Source organism: Candidatus Dactylopiibacterium carminicum, from assembly GCF_014736495.1.
Classification (GTDB): Bacteria; Pseudomonadota; Gammaproteobacteria; order Burkholderiales; family Rhodocyclaceae; genus Uliginosibacterium; species Uliginosibacterium carminicum.
Map to the genome: position 1 here is coordinate 1 of NZ_MDUX01000021.1, position 15,781 is coordinate 15,781.

A 15,781-nucleotide genomic window follows, 5' to 3' on the forward strand; every position below is an offset into this window, starting at 1 on the left:
TGAAAAACAGTATTTCATGAAGCTCGGGGCTGTCTAGGAAACCCGGGGCGATTCATTGCGCCTGGATGCCCACGCTCTTGAAGCTGAAGTTGCGCTTCTTGCCGGCGTCGTAGATGGACTGGGCGTCGTCGTAGAGCACCAGCAGGGAATTGGTGCGCGGATCGACCATCTGTGTGACGAGCTTGAGCCATTCCGGGCGGAAGTCGTGGCCTTCGTCGATGAGCACGGCTTCGTATTGCCCGCCGGGAATCTGGCCGCGCGTGGTAGCGTCGATCACTGCCTGCACCTGCGCGGCGTAGTAGGCGTCGGCGTCCTCACCCTTGACCGGCATGTCGACGTGGTAGGCCTTGAGCTGGGCGTAGCACCAACTGTGGAAGGAGCTCACATTGACCTTTTCCGCCACGCCGCGCGCCTTCATCCAGGCTTTGAGCCGGGCCGCCAGTGAGCGGTTGTAGCAGAGCACGAGGATGGGCTTGGTGGCGGCGTGGGCGAGGTGCTCGGCGCGGTAGCCGAGGATCAGGGTCTTGCCGGAGCCGGCCACACCGTGGATCACGCGGTGGCCGTCGCCCAGGCTGCGCGCGAGCTGCTCCTGCTGCAGGTCCATGACTTTCATGATGTCCGGCAGCTGGACGGGGTCGGCTTCGATCTCGTTCTCGAACAATCCGCCTTGCGTACCGGTTGCGATGCGCACTTCGGGAAAGAGCTGCCAGCGGATGCGGTCGATCTGCGGCAGGCTGAGGATGCACTGGAAGCGCACGCGGAACATCTGCCACAGGCGCTCCTGGAAGGCTTCGGCGTCGACCGATTCGAGCATCTCGTCCTGGCAGATGACGAGGTTTTCCGGGATCACCTCGCCAAGCTGGCCCTCGATGAACTGCTTGCGCGTCATGTGGCTGAACACCACGCCGTATGCCCAGGGTAGCCGCAGCTTGCCTTGCTCACGACCACTGGTGAATACGAGCTGCGGATCTCGCTCCAGTACCCGGGCGACGGCCTGCGCATAGTGGCGGGCTTGCTCCTTGAGGTTCGGGACGTGTTTGACGCCAGTGTCGGTCAGGATGGTGGCGTCGGTCTTCGTCATGGCCTGCAGGGTGCCGGGCTTCCAGTCTTTCACCTCAAGGATGAGGATGCCGCGTCGCGGATGCAGGATGATGAAATCGGGGTGATCGTTGCGGTGATTGCCCAGTGGTACGTCGTACCAGCAGAGGTAATCGTCTTCGAGCTTGGCTTCGAGGCGTTGGGCAACGCGTCGCTCGCCCGGCTGCATGCGGCCGGTGCAGGTGCTGTAGGCTGGGATGAGCGTTGCCATGCGGTTGTGCTTCTCCAGGAGTGGGTACTGCGCTGGGAGTGCTGCTCACGTCATATCGCTACGGGATTGTAAGGGGATGAAAGGTGGTTATGGCGGGATGCGCGTTGGATTTGGATCAAGGATGAGGGGATTTGCGGGACAGGTTTGTCCCGCAGGCGTCGAGGTTCGAAGGGGGTGTGCGGCGCATGCGATGAATCCGCGCCGCGTTTGCCGGGAGCCGCCTTGCACGGCCCCGGCCTGTGGGGCGGGCAGGTTCAGTCTTCGCCGAACACCTGTTGCCACAGTGCGCGCACGGGAATGCGCCAGGCGTCCAGGCTGTCGTCGGGAACACGGCTTTTTTGTTGGTTGAGGCGCAGGCCGTGCTGGGCGTGGCGCAGGGCGCGGTAGCTGTCGGCGCTCTGCTTGGCGAGGTCTGCGGGGATCAGCCCGGCCTGGGCGGCCATCCCGAGCAATGCGATGTTGCCTTTGTTGGCGCACAGCTCGGGATGTTGCCGGGCGTGGGCGAGCACGAGGTATTGCACGATGAATTCGACGTCGATGAGGCCGCCGGCATCGTGCTTGAGTTCGAACCCCGGGCCTTTGTTGGCGAAGGCGTCCCGCATCTTGTGGCGCATGGCGAGCACGTCGGCGCGCAGTTTGTTCGGGTCGCGCGGCAGACGCAGGAGCTGATCGCGCAGGGCTTCGAACTTTTCGCCGACTTCTCTGTTGCCGGCGCAGAAGCGGGCGCGGGTGAGCGCCTGGTGTTCCCAGACCCAGGCATTTTCGCGCTGGTACTGTTCGAAGGCTGCGAGCGAGGTGACCATCAGGCCGGATTCGCCGTTGGGGCGTAGCCGCGTGTCGGTCTCGAAGAGGTGGCCGGCGGCGGTGTGGCTGTCGAGCCAGCTGTTGATGCGTGCGCCGAGGCGGGCATATACGGTCTGGCATTCGGGATCGGGGTCGTCGTGGATGAAGACGAGATCGAGGTCCGAGGCGTAGCCCAGTTCTTTGCCGCCGAGCTTGCCGTAGCCCAGGATGGCGAAGCGGTGCTCGGGGGCGTGGCGGCGTGCGCGCTGCCAGTTGAGCCTGAGCGTTTCTTCCAGGATCACGTCGGCCAGCGCGGAGAGGTGATCGGAGAGGTGCTCGACGGTGAGCAGGCCGGCCAGATCCTGGTTGAGCAGGCGGAAAACCTGGGCGTGATGCTGTTCGCGCATCACGTCCATCTGCCGTTCCACGTCGCCGTTGAGGCCATCCATGGTGGCGGCGAGTTCGCGGGCGAAGGCGGGCCAGTCGTGTTCGGTGGCGAGCAGGCGGTTGTCGAGCAGTTCGTCGAGCAGCAGCGGGTGGCGCGTGAGGTAGGTGGCGGCCCAGCTGGAGGCAGAGAGCAGCTCGATCACGCGTGCCAGCGATTTCGGGTACTCCATGAGCAGCGCGAGGTAGGCCGGGCGGCGGCCGATGCCTTCGATCAGCGCGATCATGCGTGCCAGCGTGTCGTCCGGATTGGGGCGTGCGGCGGCGTGTTCGAGCACCTGCGGCATGATGGTGTCCAGCCGTTGCCGCGTCTGTGTGCCCATGCTGCGCAGCCGCGCGCCCTGGGTGAAGGCGGTGAGCCGGGTGCAGCTTTCCTCGGCATCGCGATAGCCCAGTTCGGCGAGGCTGGCTGGCTCAAGGCGCTGCTCACTGGCGGCGCGCCAGAGCGGCTCCAGCGGATGGTCGTCGTTCGCGTGTTCGCCGAAGACTTCCGAGAAGTGCTTGCTGACGAGCTGGCGATGCGTGGCGAGGTCGACGGCCAGCGCGGCGTAGTCCGCATAGCCCATGGCGTGGGCGAGCGCTTCGCGGTCGGCCGGGTTTTCAGGAATGTCGTGCGTCTGCGCGTCGTCGAGGTACTGGATGCGATGTTCGAGGCGGCGCAGGAAATCGTAGGCCGCATTGAGCAGGTCGACGGTATCCGGTGATATCTGGCCGCGCTCGGCCAGCGCCTTGAGCACGACCAGCGTGGGGCGCAGTTGCAGGCCGCGATCGCCGCCGCCCCGGATGAGCTGGAACACCTGGGCGATGAATTCGATCTCGCGGATGCCGCCGGGGCCGAGCTTGACGTTGTCGGCCATGTCGCGCCGCGCCACCTCGCGGCGGATCTGCGCGTGCAGGCTGCGCATGGCGTCGATGGCGCCGAAGTCGAGATATTTGCGGAAGATGAAGGGCCGGGCGATGTTCTTCAGTTCGGCGTGCTTCTCGCCCGTGAGCGGGCGGGCCTTGATCCAGGCGTAGCGTTCCCATTCGCGGCCCTGGGTGACGAAGTAGTTCTCCAGCATGTCGAAGCTCGCCACCAGCGGGCCGGAGTCGCCATTCGGGCGCAGGCGCATGTCGACGCGGAAGACGTAGCCCTCGGCGGTGTGCTCTGAGATCGCGCCGATGAGCTGGCGGCCCAGGCGCGTGAAAAAGTCGAAATTGCTGATGCTGCGTGCGCCATCGGTGTCGCCGTCTTCGGGGTAAGCGAAGATCAGATCGATGTCGGAAGAGACGTTGAGCTCGCCACCGCCAAGCTTGCCCATGCCGAGCACGATGAGTGCTTGGGCCGTGCCGTCGGCACCACGCGGCTGGCCGTAACGTGTTGCAAGCTGGGTGTGCAGCAGGGCCTGCGCGGTACGGATGGCTTCCTCTGCGATCAGCGTCATGGTGGTGGTGACTTCTCCCAGCGGGGCCAGCCCGGCCAGATCGCGCACCATGGCGTGAGAGGCGGCCCAGCTCTTCAACTGGCGCAGGCGCGGGCCGAGTGTCTGCTCGTCCAGTGCTGTCTCGGCGAGGAAAGCCTGCAGATCCTCGCGCGTGAGGGCGCGATCGAGTGTGGGGGCAAGGCGTTCGGCGAGCCAGGGGCGGGCCTGGCAGAGGCGGTTGAAATGGCGGCTGTAGGCGGCGGCTTGGGCGATCAGGTCGGCTGCGGTCATGGCGGCTTTCGGGCGCGGTGGTGTGCGGGATCTGTAAGAGACTGCTCATAGTCTTACTGCGAGGCTGTGATCCGGGCTCATGCGCTGCTCGGCTGCCCACGGCTGGCTACGGCGGCGCGCAGCTGTGCTTTTTGCTGCCTACGCCCCCATTGACGGTTTCTCGCGACAGACTTTGAATAGTTTCTAACGGCCCGGGGATTGTCCACGCTCGTTGAGCATCTGGAAAGTCTTGTGCCCACGGGACGGCCGGAAACCATGCTTTCCGGCAGGCGGGGTAGAATCCCGCGCGTGTTCCTGCGCTGTGCATCTTTCTGGATTGCACGGCGGTTCCGGCTCTGCCGGATCGGGATTTCGAGACTGTTATCGTCCTTGCCTGTTTCTGTCGCTTCGCATTGCCCCGGATGCCCGCTTTCCTTTCTTCCTGCCGCCTGGCTTTGCGCTTCTGCTCCCGCCTGCCTCTGCATCTGACGGTGCTAAGCTGGCGCTTGCTGCTGCTGTCCTTCTTCCTTGGCGCATTGGCTTTGCTGGCGGCGCGCTATGTGCTGGCGCCGCAGGTCGCCGCGCAGCGCGAGCGCATCGAGCAGGTGCTCAGCACCGAGCTCGGCCGGCCTGTGCGCATCGCCGCGCTGCAGGCGAGCTGGCGCGGGGTGCGTCCGGAGTTGCGCATCCACGGCGTGCGGGTGCTGGATGAGGAGCAGCGCACGGCGCTCGAGTTGCCCGAGGTGGATGCGGCGATCGCGTGGTCTTCACTGTGGCGCTGGCGTCCGGTGCTGGCACGGCTGGAGCTGGTGCGGCCGGAACTGGAGGTCCGCCGCGAGGCCGATGGCCGCATATTCGTCGCCGGCTTGTCGTTGAGCGATGAGGGGGAGGGAGACGGTTCTGCGGTCACGGATTTCGTGCTGGAGCAGAAACGCATCGTGATCCGTGATGCGCGCGTGAGCTGGCACGATGCCTTGCGCAATGCACCCGCGCTGACGCTGGAGAAGCTCAATTTCCGGCTCGAAAACAATGGCGACCGACACCGCTTCGCGCTGCTGGCGAGCCCACCGGCTGCGTATTCGGCCAATCTGGACCTGCGTGGCGATCTCTACGGCCGGCATCTGGCGGATTGGGCACAGTGGTCCGGCCAGTTCTATCTGTCGCTTGATGAGGCGGATCTGGCTGTCTGGCAGCAATGGGTGGATTACCCGCTGGCTTTGCCGCGTGGGCGCGGTGGTCTGCGTGCGTGGCTGGAGTTCGATGGTGCACGTGTGGCCAAGGCGGATGTCGATGTGGCGCTGGCTGGTGTGGCCCTGCGCCTTACGCCGGACCTGCCGATGCTGGAGCTGGCAAGTCTGCAGGGGCGCCTGAGTGCTGCACGCAGTGGCGACGAGTTCGACTTCTCGGCCAGCCGGCTGTCGCTGGCTACCCGCGAAGGGCTGCGCCTGGGGCCTACGGATGTGCGCCTGCGGTATGCCGAGGCCAGCGATACCCAGGCGGCACACGGGGAGTTTTCGTCGGATGCGCTGGATGTGCGTGTGCTGGCGCAGCTCGCCGGGTATCTGCCCTTGCCCGAGGATGCCGCGCGCCGGCTGACGGAGGCCGAGCCTGGTGGCGTGGTCGATTCGCTGGCATTGACCTGGGAAGGCGCGGCGGGGCGTCCGGCGCATTTCACGCTGGAGGCACGCTTTCGCGATCTCCGTCTGTCGCCCTCAGGCAGCCTGCCCGGATTTTCGGGGCTTTCGGGGCTTGTCACCGGCAACGAGCGTGAAGGGGAATTCCGTGTGGAGGGGCGCAAGGCGGCATTGCATGCACCGCATGCCTTGCACGAGGCGGATCTCCCGCTTGACAGCCTGAACCTGCAAGGCGGCTGGGGCCATGAGACGGCCAAGGTCGGTGAAGGAGAGCGGCTGACCGTGCGGGTCGATAGTTTCGAGTTCACCAACCCGGATCTGGGCGGGGATTTTTCCGGGCTGTGGCAGGCGGGCGCTGGCGATCCAGGTTATCTGGAGGTCTCCGGCGAGGCACGGAACGCTCAACTGGCCAGTGCCTGGCGCTACATTCCGGCGTCGTCGCCACACGATGTGGTCGCCTGGCTGCGCGACAACCTGCGTGGCGGGCAAGCGCAACGCATGACGCTGGCGATCAAGGGGGCGCCGGCGGATTTCCCCTTCCACAACAAGCCGGGCGTGTTCCGGCTGAAGGCCGATTTCGCCAACGGCGTGATCGTGAACTTCGCGCCTGGCTGGCCTGGTATGGAGGCACTGCAGGGCAGCTTCGAGATCGATCGCCAACGCATGACCATCCTTGCGCATCGGGGCCGTTACCTGGGAGCACAGGCGGCTGACGTCAAGGTGGAGATCCCGGATCTGATGGCCGACGGTGAGCAGGTGCTGACCGTGGACGGGGCTGCAGCAGGGCCGACGCAGGACTTTCTGCGTTATTTCAGCGCCAGCACTCTGGCCGAGCATATCGGTGATTTCACGCGCAATGCGCGTGCCCAAGGGGAGGGCCGGCTGTCGTTGCATCTCACGGTGCCGCTGCACGACTCGCACCACACCCGGGTCAAGGGGGATTACCGCTTTACCGGCAACAATCTGCGCCTGGTGTCCTCGTTGCCTGATTTCGCCAATGCGGGCGGTACGCTGGCATTCGATGAACATGGCATTTCTCTGCCTGGCGTGCAGGCACAGTTCCTCGGGCGCCGGGTGAGCGTGACCGGCCTTACCGAAGCCAATGGCACCGTGGCCTTGCAGGCCGAGGGCGGTGCCACCATCGCGGCATTGCGCCAATTGTTGCCATCCCCGCTGTGGGACAGGCTGGCTGGCGAAGCTGCGGCTACGGCTCAACTGCGTATTGGTGGCGAACGTATCGGGCTGCAGGTGCGCTCCCGCCTGGTGGGCGTGCGCAGCGACCTGCCGACGCCGCTGGCCAAGGGCGTGACGGAGGAGTGGCCGTTTGCGCTGGATTGGGAGGAAAGCGGCGCGAAGGGTGAAAACCAGCGCTGGCAGCTGAGCCTGGGCGAACGTTTGAACATGGATTGGCAGGAGCGCTGCGCCACCGGTGGCTGCCAGATTCTGCGCGGCGCGCTGGCCAGTGGCACGTCCCTGAAGATGCCTGAGCGCGGCTGGAGCCTGAACGGCAGCTTTGGCATGCTGGATACGGACGTCTGGCGTCCGGTGGTGGAAGATCTGCAGTCCAGCTTCTCCGGCTCTGGAGGTGGAGATGGCGGGCTCCTGCAAGTGGGCCTGCGCGCGCAGACGTTGCAATCCGGAGGCCATCGTTTCGAGCGCGTCGATCTGAGCGGGCAGCGGCAGGCGGGCGTATGGCAACTGCAGTTGCAGGGGCCGGATCTGGCCGGGCGCATGGCATGGTATGAGGCCGGCGCAGGTCGGCTGGAGGCGCGTCTCTCGCGTCTGTCCCTGCAGCCTCTGCCCAAGGGATTCGTTCCGCTGGCCGACCAGAATTCGCAGGCCCGCGAGGAATTGCCGGCGCTGGACGTGCAGGCTGACAGCTTCCGTCTGCACAGCATGGAGCTGGGGCGCCTGTCCTTGCGTGCGGAAAGTGTGCGGGGTGGCTGGGCCTTGCGTGAGCTGCGTGTGCAGGCGCCGGACATGCTGCTCGCCGGTAGTGGCACCTGGCAGCGCTGGGGCACGGACCCGGGTACCAGTCTGGCTTTCGAACTGAACAGCGAGGATGCCGGTTCGATGCTGGCACGCCTGGGATTCCCCGACACGGTACGCGGCGGCCGCCTGCGTTTTACCGGCAGGGTCGGCTGGCGTGGTTTGCCCAGCGAACTGGATTACGCCACGCTGGATGGCGAGACTCACCTGGAGGCAAGCCAGGGCCAGTTCCTGCAGATGCAGCCGGGCACCACCGGGCGACTGCTGGGCATCATGAGCCTGCAATCGCTGCCGCGTCGGTTGACGCTGGATTTCCGCGATATCTTTTCGGAAGGGTTTGCCTTCGACAGCATCCGGGGCGATACGAGCCTGGATGACGGCGTTCTGTCCACCAAGAATCTTGAGATCAGAGGCCCGGCCGCCCGGGTGTTCCTCTCGGGCAAGACGGATCTCGGACACGAACAGCACGATCTGCTGGTCCGGGTGCAGCCGACCCTGTCAGAATCCGTGGCAGTGGGTGTGCTGGTCGGTCAGGCCGCGCTGGGCGTCTTCAACCCGGCCATCGGCGCCGCTGCCTATTTTGCACAGAAGATCCTGCAGGATCCTGTCGAGAAGATTTTCAGTTACGACTACACCGTCAGCGGCAGCTGGGCCGATCCCCACGTGGAGCGGAAGATGCCGGCCAATGTGCAGGCAGACCCGGCCGCCAAACAAGAGGAGGTTCATCCGTGACAAACACCATTCGCGTTGCGGCCATCCAGTTGATTGCCGGCCCGGACGTGGAGACCAATCTTGCTCATGCCGGCGGCCTGATTGCCGAGGCTGCGGAGCAGGGGGCACAGCTGGTGCTGTTGCCCGAGTATTTCGCATTGATCCATATCGACGAGCGCGCCAAGCTCGGTATCCGTGAGCCCTTCGGGCATGGCACGCTGCAGCAGTTCCTTTCCACGCATGCAGCGCGTCACAGGATCTGGCTGATTGGTGGCACGGTGCCCCTGGAAGCTTCGGACGACAGCCATGTACGCAACAGCACGCTGGTATATGACCCGGAGGGTCGATGCGTGGCACGCTACGACAAGATCCACCTGTTCAGCTTCCAGCGCGGCGAGGAAAGTTATGACGAATCCCGGGTGATCGAGCCTGGAGGGGAGATTGTCTGCTTCGATGGCCCCTGTGGACGTGTGGGGCTTTCGGTCTGCTATGACCTGCGTTTCCCCGAACTTTTCCGTCGCATGGGGCCCGTAGACCTGATCGTGCTGCCCGCGGCCTTCACCGAAACCACCGGTCGGGCTCACTGGGAAGTGCTGCTGCGTGCCCGTGCCATCGAAAACCAATGCTATGTGCTGGCTTGCGGCCAGGGGGGCGAACATCCCTCGGGGCGCCGAACCTGGGGGCACAGCATGCTCATCGACCCCTGGGGTGAAGTGGTCGGTCGTCTCGGTACCGGCCCTGGCCTGGTGTTGGGTGAGATCGATCCGGCCCGCATCGCCGCCGTGCGTGAAAGCCTGCCTGCACTGCAACACCGCATCCTGACCTGAATCTTCCGGAATTTCCTGATGAACACTGTTTCCAGCCCCGCCGCACTCGATCTCGCCCGCCAGCTGCTGCTCGCGCCCTACGATCTTTCCGAGACACACCTTGCACGCAATCTTGGCCGAATTCTCAAGCATGACATCGACTACGCCGACCTCTACTTCCAGTACCAGCGTGCCGAGAGCTGGAGCCTGGAAGAAGGCATCGTCAAGGCCGGCAGTTTCAACATCGAGCAGGGCGTGGGTGTGCGTGCCGTGTCAGGCGAGAAGACGGCTTTCGCCTATTCCGATGCCATCAGCCAGAACGCACTGAAAGAAACTGCGCGCACGGTACGCGCGATTGCCGCCCAGGGCCAGCGCCGCCGTGTGGGGGTGCAGGCCGCGCCCGCGCGCACGCCTTTGTATGCCGTGCAGGATCCCTTGCCCTCGTTGGGCGATGCGGCCAAGGTGGCGCTGTTGGAACGCCTGGAACAGTTCGCACGCGAGGAAGACCCATGCGTGGTACAGGCCATGGCGCATCTGGCCGCAACCTGGGATGTGGTGCTGGTGGCACGCAGCGACGGCCATCTGGCTGCGGACGTGCGCCCGCTGGTGCGCGTTTCGCTGACCGTGATCCTGGAAGAGAATGGCCGCCGCGAACAGGGCAGCTCGGGCGGTGGTGGCCGCAGCGACTACGCCATGTTCGACGACAGTCTGCTGCGGGAATACCCACGCCGTGTCGTTTCACAGGCCCGCACGAACCTTGCCGCGCAACCGGCGCCGGCTGGCACCATGACCGTGGTGATCGGCAGTGGCTGGCCTGGCATCCTGCTGCATGAGGCTATCGGCCATGGACTGGAAGGTGATTTCAACCGCAAGGGCAGCTCCGCATTCTCCGGGCGCATCGGCCAGCGCGTGGCCGCGCCTGGCGTCACGGTGGTCGATGACGGCACCCTGCCGGGCCGGCGCGGCTCACTGACCATCGACGACGAAGGCAACCCCGGTGCCCGTACGCCACTGATCGAGGATGGCATCCTCGTTGGCTACATGCAGGACATGCTCAATGCCAGGCTGATGGGCGTGGCGCCCACGGGCAATGGTCGCCGCGAGTCCTATGCGCATCTGCCGATGCCGCGCATGACCAACACCGTGATGCAGGCTGGCGACAAGGATCCGCAGGAGATCATTGCTTCGGTGAAGAAGGGGCTGTACGCCAGCAACTTCGGCGGCGGGCAGGTCGACATCACCAGTGGCAAATTCGTGTTCTCGGCAGCCGAGGCCTGGCTGATCGAGAATGGCAAGCTCACGCACCCGGTGAAGGGCGCCACGCTGATTGGTAACGGGCCGGATGTACTGACCCGTGTGGCCATGATAGGCAACGATCTGGCACTGGATCCCGGTGTGGGCACCTGTGGCAAGGAAGGGCAGAGCGTACCGGTGGGGGTAGGGCAGCCCACGCTGCGCCTCGACGGGCTGACGGTGGGCAGCACGCGCGGCTGATCTCCTGTTGTGTCTGCCCCTTCGGGCAGGTTCGGAGGGCACGGGCGGGATGTGCTTGGCGCTGCGTTCAAGCGGCGCCAGAATCGCGCCTCCATTACAAAACCGAGGGGAATTCCATGCAGCTCAACCAGGGCGTGAATCCGTATGCCGTCCCGACTGCCACCGTGCGGGACGAGGCCGGTAGCGACGAACGGGATACTGAATTCAGGCTGCGGCTTTTTTCGTCCGAGGGGCGGATCGGACGGGTACGTTATCTGGGGTATTCAATCGGCCTGAGCCTGTTGCTCTACGCTGTCGGCGCAGCCTTGGCCGCAGCAGCGCTGGGCGTGCTTGGCACGAGTGCCGGGATGATCCTGGCAGGGGTTCTGGTCGCTGTGGCCTACATTCTGTTGTTTGTCATACAGATCATGCTCACCATCAAGCGCTCGCATGATTTCAACAGCAGTGGCTGGCTGTCATTGTTGCTGTTCGTGCCCGTGGCGAATCTGATCTTCCTGTTCATCCCGGGAACCAAGGGAATCAACCAGTTCGGCCCGCGTACCGCGCCGAATGGCAAATTGGCAATCATCCTGGCCTGCCTGCTGCCATTGGTTTTCGTGATCGGTATCCTGGCTGCCGTGGCGATTCCGGCCTATCAGCAATACACCCTGCGTGCGCAGGCTGCGGGTTACGAGCAGGTGGACTGACTTTTCTGAAGCAGCTTTTCAGAATGGAAGCCGGCGTTTCGACGCCGGCTTCTGCTTTTCAGGCGACGCCTTCGGTCCGGGATCGGCCTTGACCGGTTTGCGTGGCAGATTCAGCTCGGGGTTGGCGAAGCGGACCTTGCCTTCCAGCACACAGCCGCGCATACCCGGTGCGCAGCGGGCACCGCGTACGTGCTGACAGATGCCTTCGACATCATGTGAACAGCTCCAGGCGCCACTCACGGCAACTCCTCGCTCTTTCGCGGCAGGCGCAGAATGCGTTCGCCAAAACCGAGCAGATACTCGCCATCGGCGCCGGCAAGCAGGAACTTCAGCGGGCGCAGGCTACCGGTGGGGCGTTTCTGCCAGCTGTGTCCGCCATCGCTGGAAATCAGCAGCAACCCGTTGCGGGTTGGTACGTAGAGTGCGTCATCGATCTGCAAGGGGGCCCGCAGGTTCTGATCGGTACCACTGGTTACGGCTTGCCAGTTTTCACCCGCATCTTCGCTGCGCAGGATGATGCCACCGCCGCCGAATACCAGCAGTGCGTTGCCTTGCGGGCTGGATATGAAATGCCGCAGGGCCTGCGCGCTGCCGGTGGCGTGGCTCTGCCAGCTTGCGCCGAGGTTGTCCGAATGGAGCAGGATGCCGCGCTCCCCGCTGGCCCACAGACGTTTGCGCGGGCTGTCGTAATACAGGCCGTACAAGCTCACCGGCGATGGAACGGATGATGGGATGGATACGCGCTGCCAGTGCTGTCCGCCATCCGTCGAGCGCAGGATGACGCCACCGCCACCCACGGCGACGAAGTGCTTCTGCGGCAGTGCAACGAGTTCGAACAGATGCAGGCTGGCCTCCACACCAGTGTCATGCCAGCTCACGCCGTCATCGGTCGACCGCCAGAGGCCGCCGGGGGCTCCCACGGCAAGCAATACACCGTCCGCACTGATGACTTTCTGGAAATTGCCGCGCTCGGCGTTGCCCAGCGCCAGGGCGCGTTGCCAGTGCAGGCCGTCATCCGTGCTGCGCAGGATGTTGCCGGGCGGGCCGACGGCAATCAGCGTGCCGGCTGCCGTGCGGGTGAGATCTAGCAGATATTCGTGACGCTGCAGCCCGGCGTCCACGGCCTGCCAGTGCTCACCGCCATCTTCCGAGCGCATGATCCAGCCCTCGGCGCCCACACCGACAAATGTACGCGCGTCATTCATTGCTACTGTCGCATGCACATAGGGCATGAGTGCCGGGCTGAGTGTTTCCCAGTTTGCTGCGCCGGGGCTCCCCAGTCGCAGCAGGCCACCCCCTCCGTATTGCAGTACACGGCCATCACGACACGCGATGAGCCCTTCGATCTGGGCCACACCTGGCGAAGGCAGGGCTTGCCAACGCTGTCCGCCATCCTGGCTGGCATGCAGGCTACCTGCGTTGTCGGCGAGCAGCCATTGCCCGTTTCCAAGTGCCGTGCCGGCGACGAGGTAGGGGCGAGCCGACCCGGGAAGACGTGCGCTCTGCCAGCGGGCACCGCGATCAGTGGAGCGCAGGAGGGTGCCGCGCGCTCCCCAGGCGAGCAGCACGCTTTGGTCTGCGTTGGTCGCCAGCCCGGTGAGGTATTCGCCAGCGGGGTGCTGGCTGCGGCGCCAGTGGCGGCCGCCATCGCTGCTGCGCAGGATCTTGCCGTCGGCGTCGAGGGCGAAAACGATGCGGCCACCCGGCAGGGCCTGGAGCCGGATGATGTTGGCCTGTGTGGGAACGGGCAGGGGCTGCCAGTCATCGGCATTGCGCGCGCTGCGCAGCAACAGGCCACTTTCGCCGGCCGCAAGTACGCTGCCATCGGGAAGGGCAAGCAGGCTGCCAAGCGCGGCGCGGGTCGGCAGGGCTACGCCGGTCCAGTGTTGCGCATCGGCTTCTGCGCGCAGCAGTGCGCCTTGCTCGCCGGCAGCCAGCCAGCTGCGGCTGCGGGATTCGAAGGCCACGGCCCGCAATGCGTGCGGTTGGCCGGAGGGGAGACTCTGCCAGTGCGCGCCGCCATCGTTGGAGTAAAGCAGCGATGCTTGCTGACCGGCAGCCAATAGCAAGCTCTCATTGGCGTTCGCGGCGAAGCTGGTGGCAGCGAAGCCCGCTGTGGCTTCATCCAACGGCAGCCGGGCGGCTCGCCAGGCGTGGCAGTCCGCTTCAGCGCGCAGGATCGTGCTGTCGGAGCCACCGATGAACTGCCCGCTGCGGCCGCTCCAGCTGGCGAGCAGATTGGGGTTGAGGATAGGCTGGGCCTGCGCGGCCAGGAGCGCGGGGCACAGCAGCAGCGCCATCAGGCCCGTTCGCAGGGAGAGGCGCGCGCTTGCCCTCATCACATTTATTGCCGGCCGACCTCAGGCATCACGATGTTAACCTCGAGCACTTCGTAATTGCCTTTTTTCTCGAGCTGCACCTTGATGTCGTCGGTATTGACCTTGACGTACTTGGAGATGACGTCGATCAGCTCCTTCTGCAGCGCCGGCAGGAAGTCCGGCGCTGGTTGGTTGTCGGAGCGCTGGTGAGCGATCACCAGGGTCAGGCGTTCCTTGGCCAGCTGGGCCGACTTGGGCTGGTTGCTGCCGAAGATCTTCTCAAGCCAGGACATGGTCAGGCCCCCCCGAAGATACGCTTGAGGATGCCGGGCTTCTCGTAGGAGACGAAGCGCATTTCGCGCGTTTCGCCGAGGAAGCGGGCCACCAGGTCCTCATAGGCTTCGGCGGCATCGGATTCCTTGTTGTGGATCACCGGGCTGCCGGCGTTGGAGGCCTGCAGCACGGTTTCGGATTCGGGGATCACGCCCAGCAGCGGCACGCGCAACAGCTCCTGCACGTCCTTGTAGGAAAGCATTTCACCTTCGTCGACGCGCTTGGCGGAGTAGCGGGTGATCACCAGGTGTTCCTTGACGGCTTCCTGGCCCTCCTTGGCACGGCGGCTCTTGCTTTGCAGGATGCCGAGGATGCGGTCCGAGTCACGGATCGAGGAGACTTCGGGGTTGGTGACGATCAGTGCTTCGTCGGCGAAGGTCAACGCCATCACGGCGCCACGTTCGATGCCGGCGGGCGAATCGCAGACGACGTAATCGAAGCCCATCTGCTTGAGATCGTTGAGGACCTTCTCGACCCCTTCTTCCGTCAGTGCATCCTTGTCGCGCGTCTGCGAGGCGGGCAGCACGAAGAGGTTCTCGCAGTGCTTGTCCTTGATCAGCGCCTGATGGAGATTGGCTTCGCCCTGGATGACGTTGACCAGGTCATACACCACGCGGCGCTCGCAGCCCATGATGAGGTCCAGGTTGCGCAGGCCGACGTCGAAGTCGATCACTGCGGTCTTGAAGCCGCGCAGCGCGAGGCCGCTGGCAAAACTCGCGCTGGAAGTGGTCTTGCCCACGCCTCCCTTGCCGGAGGTGACGACGACGATACGGGTCACGGTATGTTTCTCCTGTTGGATTCTGTTTGTGTCAATCGGTTATCAGCGTTTCGAGCAGTAGCGAGGCCTGTTCGCCTTCGCCCTGCAGTCGGGCCTGGACGGCACGCCCGGCGAGTGCCTGCGGGATGCCTTGTTCGAAAGTACGGTATACGCCGGCCACGGCGATCAATTCGGGGCCGAAATTGCTGCTGAAGATGCGCGCGCTGCGTTCGCCGCTGGCGCCTGCCAGCGCACGGCCGCGCAGCGGGCCATAACAATGGACGTTGCCATCTGCAATGACCTCGGCGCCATTGCTGACCGCGCCCAGCACGATGAGGTCCGAGCCGCGGGCATAGATCTGCTGACCAGAGCGGATGGTGCGGTCGATCACCATCGGGCTGCCGCGGGAAGGCGCCGGCGCTGCCACCGGCTCGGGGGCGGGAGGCGTTTCTGTGGCCGGCGTGACGGGTAGCTGCGGTTCCTTGTCCAGTCCGTCCAGGATCGCCAGTCCGGCCTTGCGGGCGCCTGCGTGCAGCGCCTCGGGAGCGCCGCGCAGGGCTACGGGCTGCAGGCCGTAGCGGCGCAGCAGGCTTTGCAGACCGGGCCAGTCGATACGCGTCGGGAATTGCGTGACCTGGGTGACGTCGATCACCGCGGGTTCGCCCGCGAAGAATTCCCCTATGCCGCCCAGCATCACCTGCAGGGCGTCGGCCAGGCGGACATTGTCGATCTCGCGCAGCACGGCGCTCATGGCATGCAGGCTGCCAGCCTTGAATTCGATGGGTTTGGCCATGGACAGGCGAAAGGAGAGGCGGGTTTGATAAAGGGGCCGAGTCTACTTTTT

The 15,781-nt window shown here is 65.0% G+C and carries 11 protein-coding genes; 4 read left to right on the top strand and 7 right to left on the bottom strand.

Translation table 11 applies throughout. From position 1 onward, the window contains the following. Positions 1 to 52: 52 nt before the first annotated feature. Both BGI27_RS08055 and glnE read right to left on the bottom strand, forming a co-directional pair. The gene (locus BGI27_RS08055; RefSeq protein WP_095524366.1) at positions 53 to 1,309 is read right to left on the bottom strand and encodes a nuclease-related domain-containing DEAD/DEAH box helicase; all 1,257 of its coding nucleotides are present in this window, start codon (positions 1,307 to 1,309) and stop codon (positions 53 to 55) included. Between the two features lie 254 nt (positions 1,310 to 1,563). Continuing rightward, positions 1,564 to 4,230 (bottom strand): bifunctional [glutamate--ammonia ligase]-adenylyl-L-tyrosine phosphorylase/[glutamate--ammonia-ligase] adenylyltransferase, encoded by a 2,667-nt coding sequence (glnE, locus tag BGI27_RS08060; protein ID WP_095524367.1) that lies wholly within the window; start codon positions 4,228 to 4,230, stop codon positions 1,564 to 1,566. A 401-nt stretch (positions 4,231 to 4,631) separates the two neighbouring features. On the opposite strand from glnE, the gene BGI27_RS08065 reads away from it, so the two are divergent. The 4 genes from BGI27_RS08065 (at position 4,632) to BGI27_RS08080 (ending at position 11,529) form a co-directional block, all read left to right on the top strand. Next, on the top strand, positions 4,632 to 8,564 hold the full coding sequence (locus tag BGI27_RS08065) for a YhdP family protein (protein WP_095524368.1): 3,933 nt from the start codon (positions 4,632 to 4,634) through the stop codon (positions 8,562 to 8,564). Next, positions 8,561 to 9,370 (top strand): carbon-nitrogen hydrolase family protein, encoded by an 810-nt coding sequence (locus BGI27_RS08070; protein ID WP_095524369.1) that lies wholly within the window; start codon positions 8,561 to 8,563, stop codon positions 9,368 to 9,370. The genes BGI27_RS08065 and BGI27_RS08070 overlap by 4 nt, the downstream gene beginning before the upstream one ends. A gap of 18 nt (positions 9,371 to 9,388) precedes the next feature. Beyond that, positions 9,389 to 10,843 carry a metalloprotease TldD gene (tldD, locus tag BGI27_RS08075; RefSeq protein ID WP_095524370.1) on the top strand — a complete coding sequence of 485 codons (1,455 nt, stop codon included), beginning with the start codon at positions 9,389 to 9,391 and terminating at the stop codon, positions 10,841 to 10,843. 116 nt (positions 10,844 to 10,959) lie between these two features. Then, positions 10,960 to 11,529: a DUF805 domain-containing protein gene (locus BGI27_RS08080; protein WP_095524371.1), complete on the top strand. Its 570-nt coding sequence runs from the start codon at positions 10,960 to 10,962 to the stop codon at positions 11,527 to 11,529. Between the two features lie 18 nt (positions 11,530 to 11,547). Here the strand turns inward: BGI27_RS08080 and BGI27_RS08085 are convergent, their stop codons facing one another. Genes BGI27_RS08085 through minC form a run of 5 tightly spaced genes read right to left on the bottom strand, consistent with a single transcriptional unit; the run spans position 11,548 to position 15,730 of the window. Then, the gene (locus BGI27_RS08085; RefSeq protein WP_095524372.1) at positions 11,548 to 11,769 is read right to left on the bottom strand and encodes a hypothetical protein; all 222 of its coding nucleotides are present in this window, start codon (positions 11,767 to 11,769) and stop codon (positions 11,548 to 11,550) included. Then, a complete protein-coding gene (locus BGI27_RS08090) occupies positions 11,766 to 13,868 on the bottom strand; it encodes a WD40/YVTN/BNR-like repeat-containing protein (RefSeq protein ID WP_095524373.1) in 2,103 nt (700 codons plus the stop codon). Before BGI27_RS08090 ends, BGI27_RS08085 begins: the two co-directional genes overlap by 4 nt. Before the next feature lie 5 nt (positions 13,869 to 13,873). Beyond that, positions 13,874 to 14,140, bottom strand: a complete 267-nt coding sequence (minE, locus tag BGI27_RS08095; protein WP_095524374.1) for a cell division topological specificity factor MinE — start codon at positions 14,138 to 14,140, stop codon at positions 13,874 to 13,876. Positions 14,141 to 14,142: 2 nt separating this feature from the next. Then, entirely contained in the window at positions 14,143 to 14,958 is an 816-nt protein-coding gene (minD, locus tag BGI27_RS08100; RefSeq protein ID WP_095524375.1) for a septum site-determining protein MinD, read from the bottom strand. A gap of 31 nt (positions 14,959 to 14,989) precedes the next feature. Next, a complete protein-coding gene (gene minC / locus BGI27_RS08105) occupies positions 14,990 to 15,730 on the bottom strand; it encodes a septum site-determining protein MinC (RefSeq protein ID WP_095524376.1) in 741 nt (246 codons plus the stop codon). Between the last annotated feature and the right edge of the window lie 51 nt (positions 15,731 to 15,781).

What these genes read in the sequence shown, in the direction of transcription:
- BGI27_RS08090 (WP_095524373.1), bottom strand. Translation starts at nt 13,868, where the DNA reads ATGAGGGCAAGCGCGCGCCTCTCCCTGCGAACGGGCCTGATGGCGCTG.
- BGI27_RS08055 (WP_095524366.1), bottom strand. Translation starts at nt 1,309, where the DNA reads ATGGCAACGCTCATCCCAGCCTACAGCACCTGCACCGGCCGCATGCAG.
- tldD (WP_095524370.1), top strand. Translation starts at nt 9,389, where the DNA reads ATGAACACTGTTTCCAGCCCCGCCGCACTCGATCTCGCCCGCCAGCTG.
- BGI27_RS08065 (WP_095524368.1), top strand. Translation starts at nt 4,632, where the DNA reads ATGCCCGCTTTCCTTTCTTCCTGCCGCCTGGCTTTGCGCTTCTGCTCC.
- glnE (WP_095524367.1), bottom strand. Translation starts at nt 4,230, where the DNA reads ATGACCGCAGCCGACCTGATCGCCCAAGCCGCCGCCTACAGCCGCCAT.
- BGI27_RS08080 (WP_095524371.1), top strand. Translation starts at nt 10,960, where the DNA reads ATGCAGCTCAACCAGGGCGTGAATCCGTATGCCGTCCCGACTGCCACC.
- minC (WP_095524376.1), bottom strand. Translation starts at nt 15,730, where the DNA reads ATGGCCAAACCCATCGAATTCAAGGCTGGCAGCCTGCATGCCATGAGC.
- minE (WP_095524374.1), bottom strand. Translation starts at nt 14,140, where the DNA reads ATGTCCTGGCTTGAGAAGATCTTCGGCAGCAACCAGCCCAAGTCGGCC.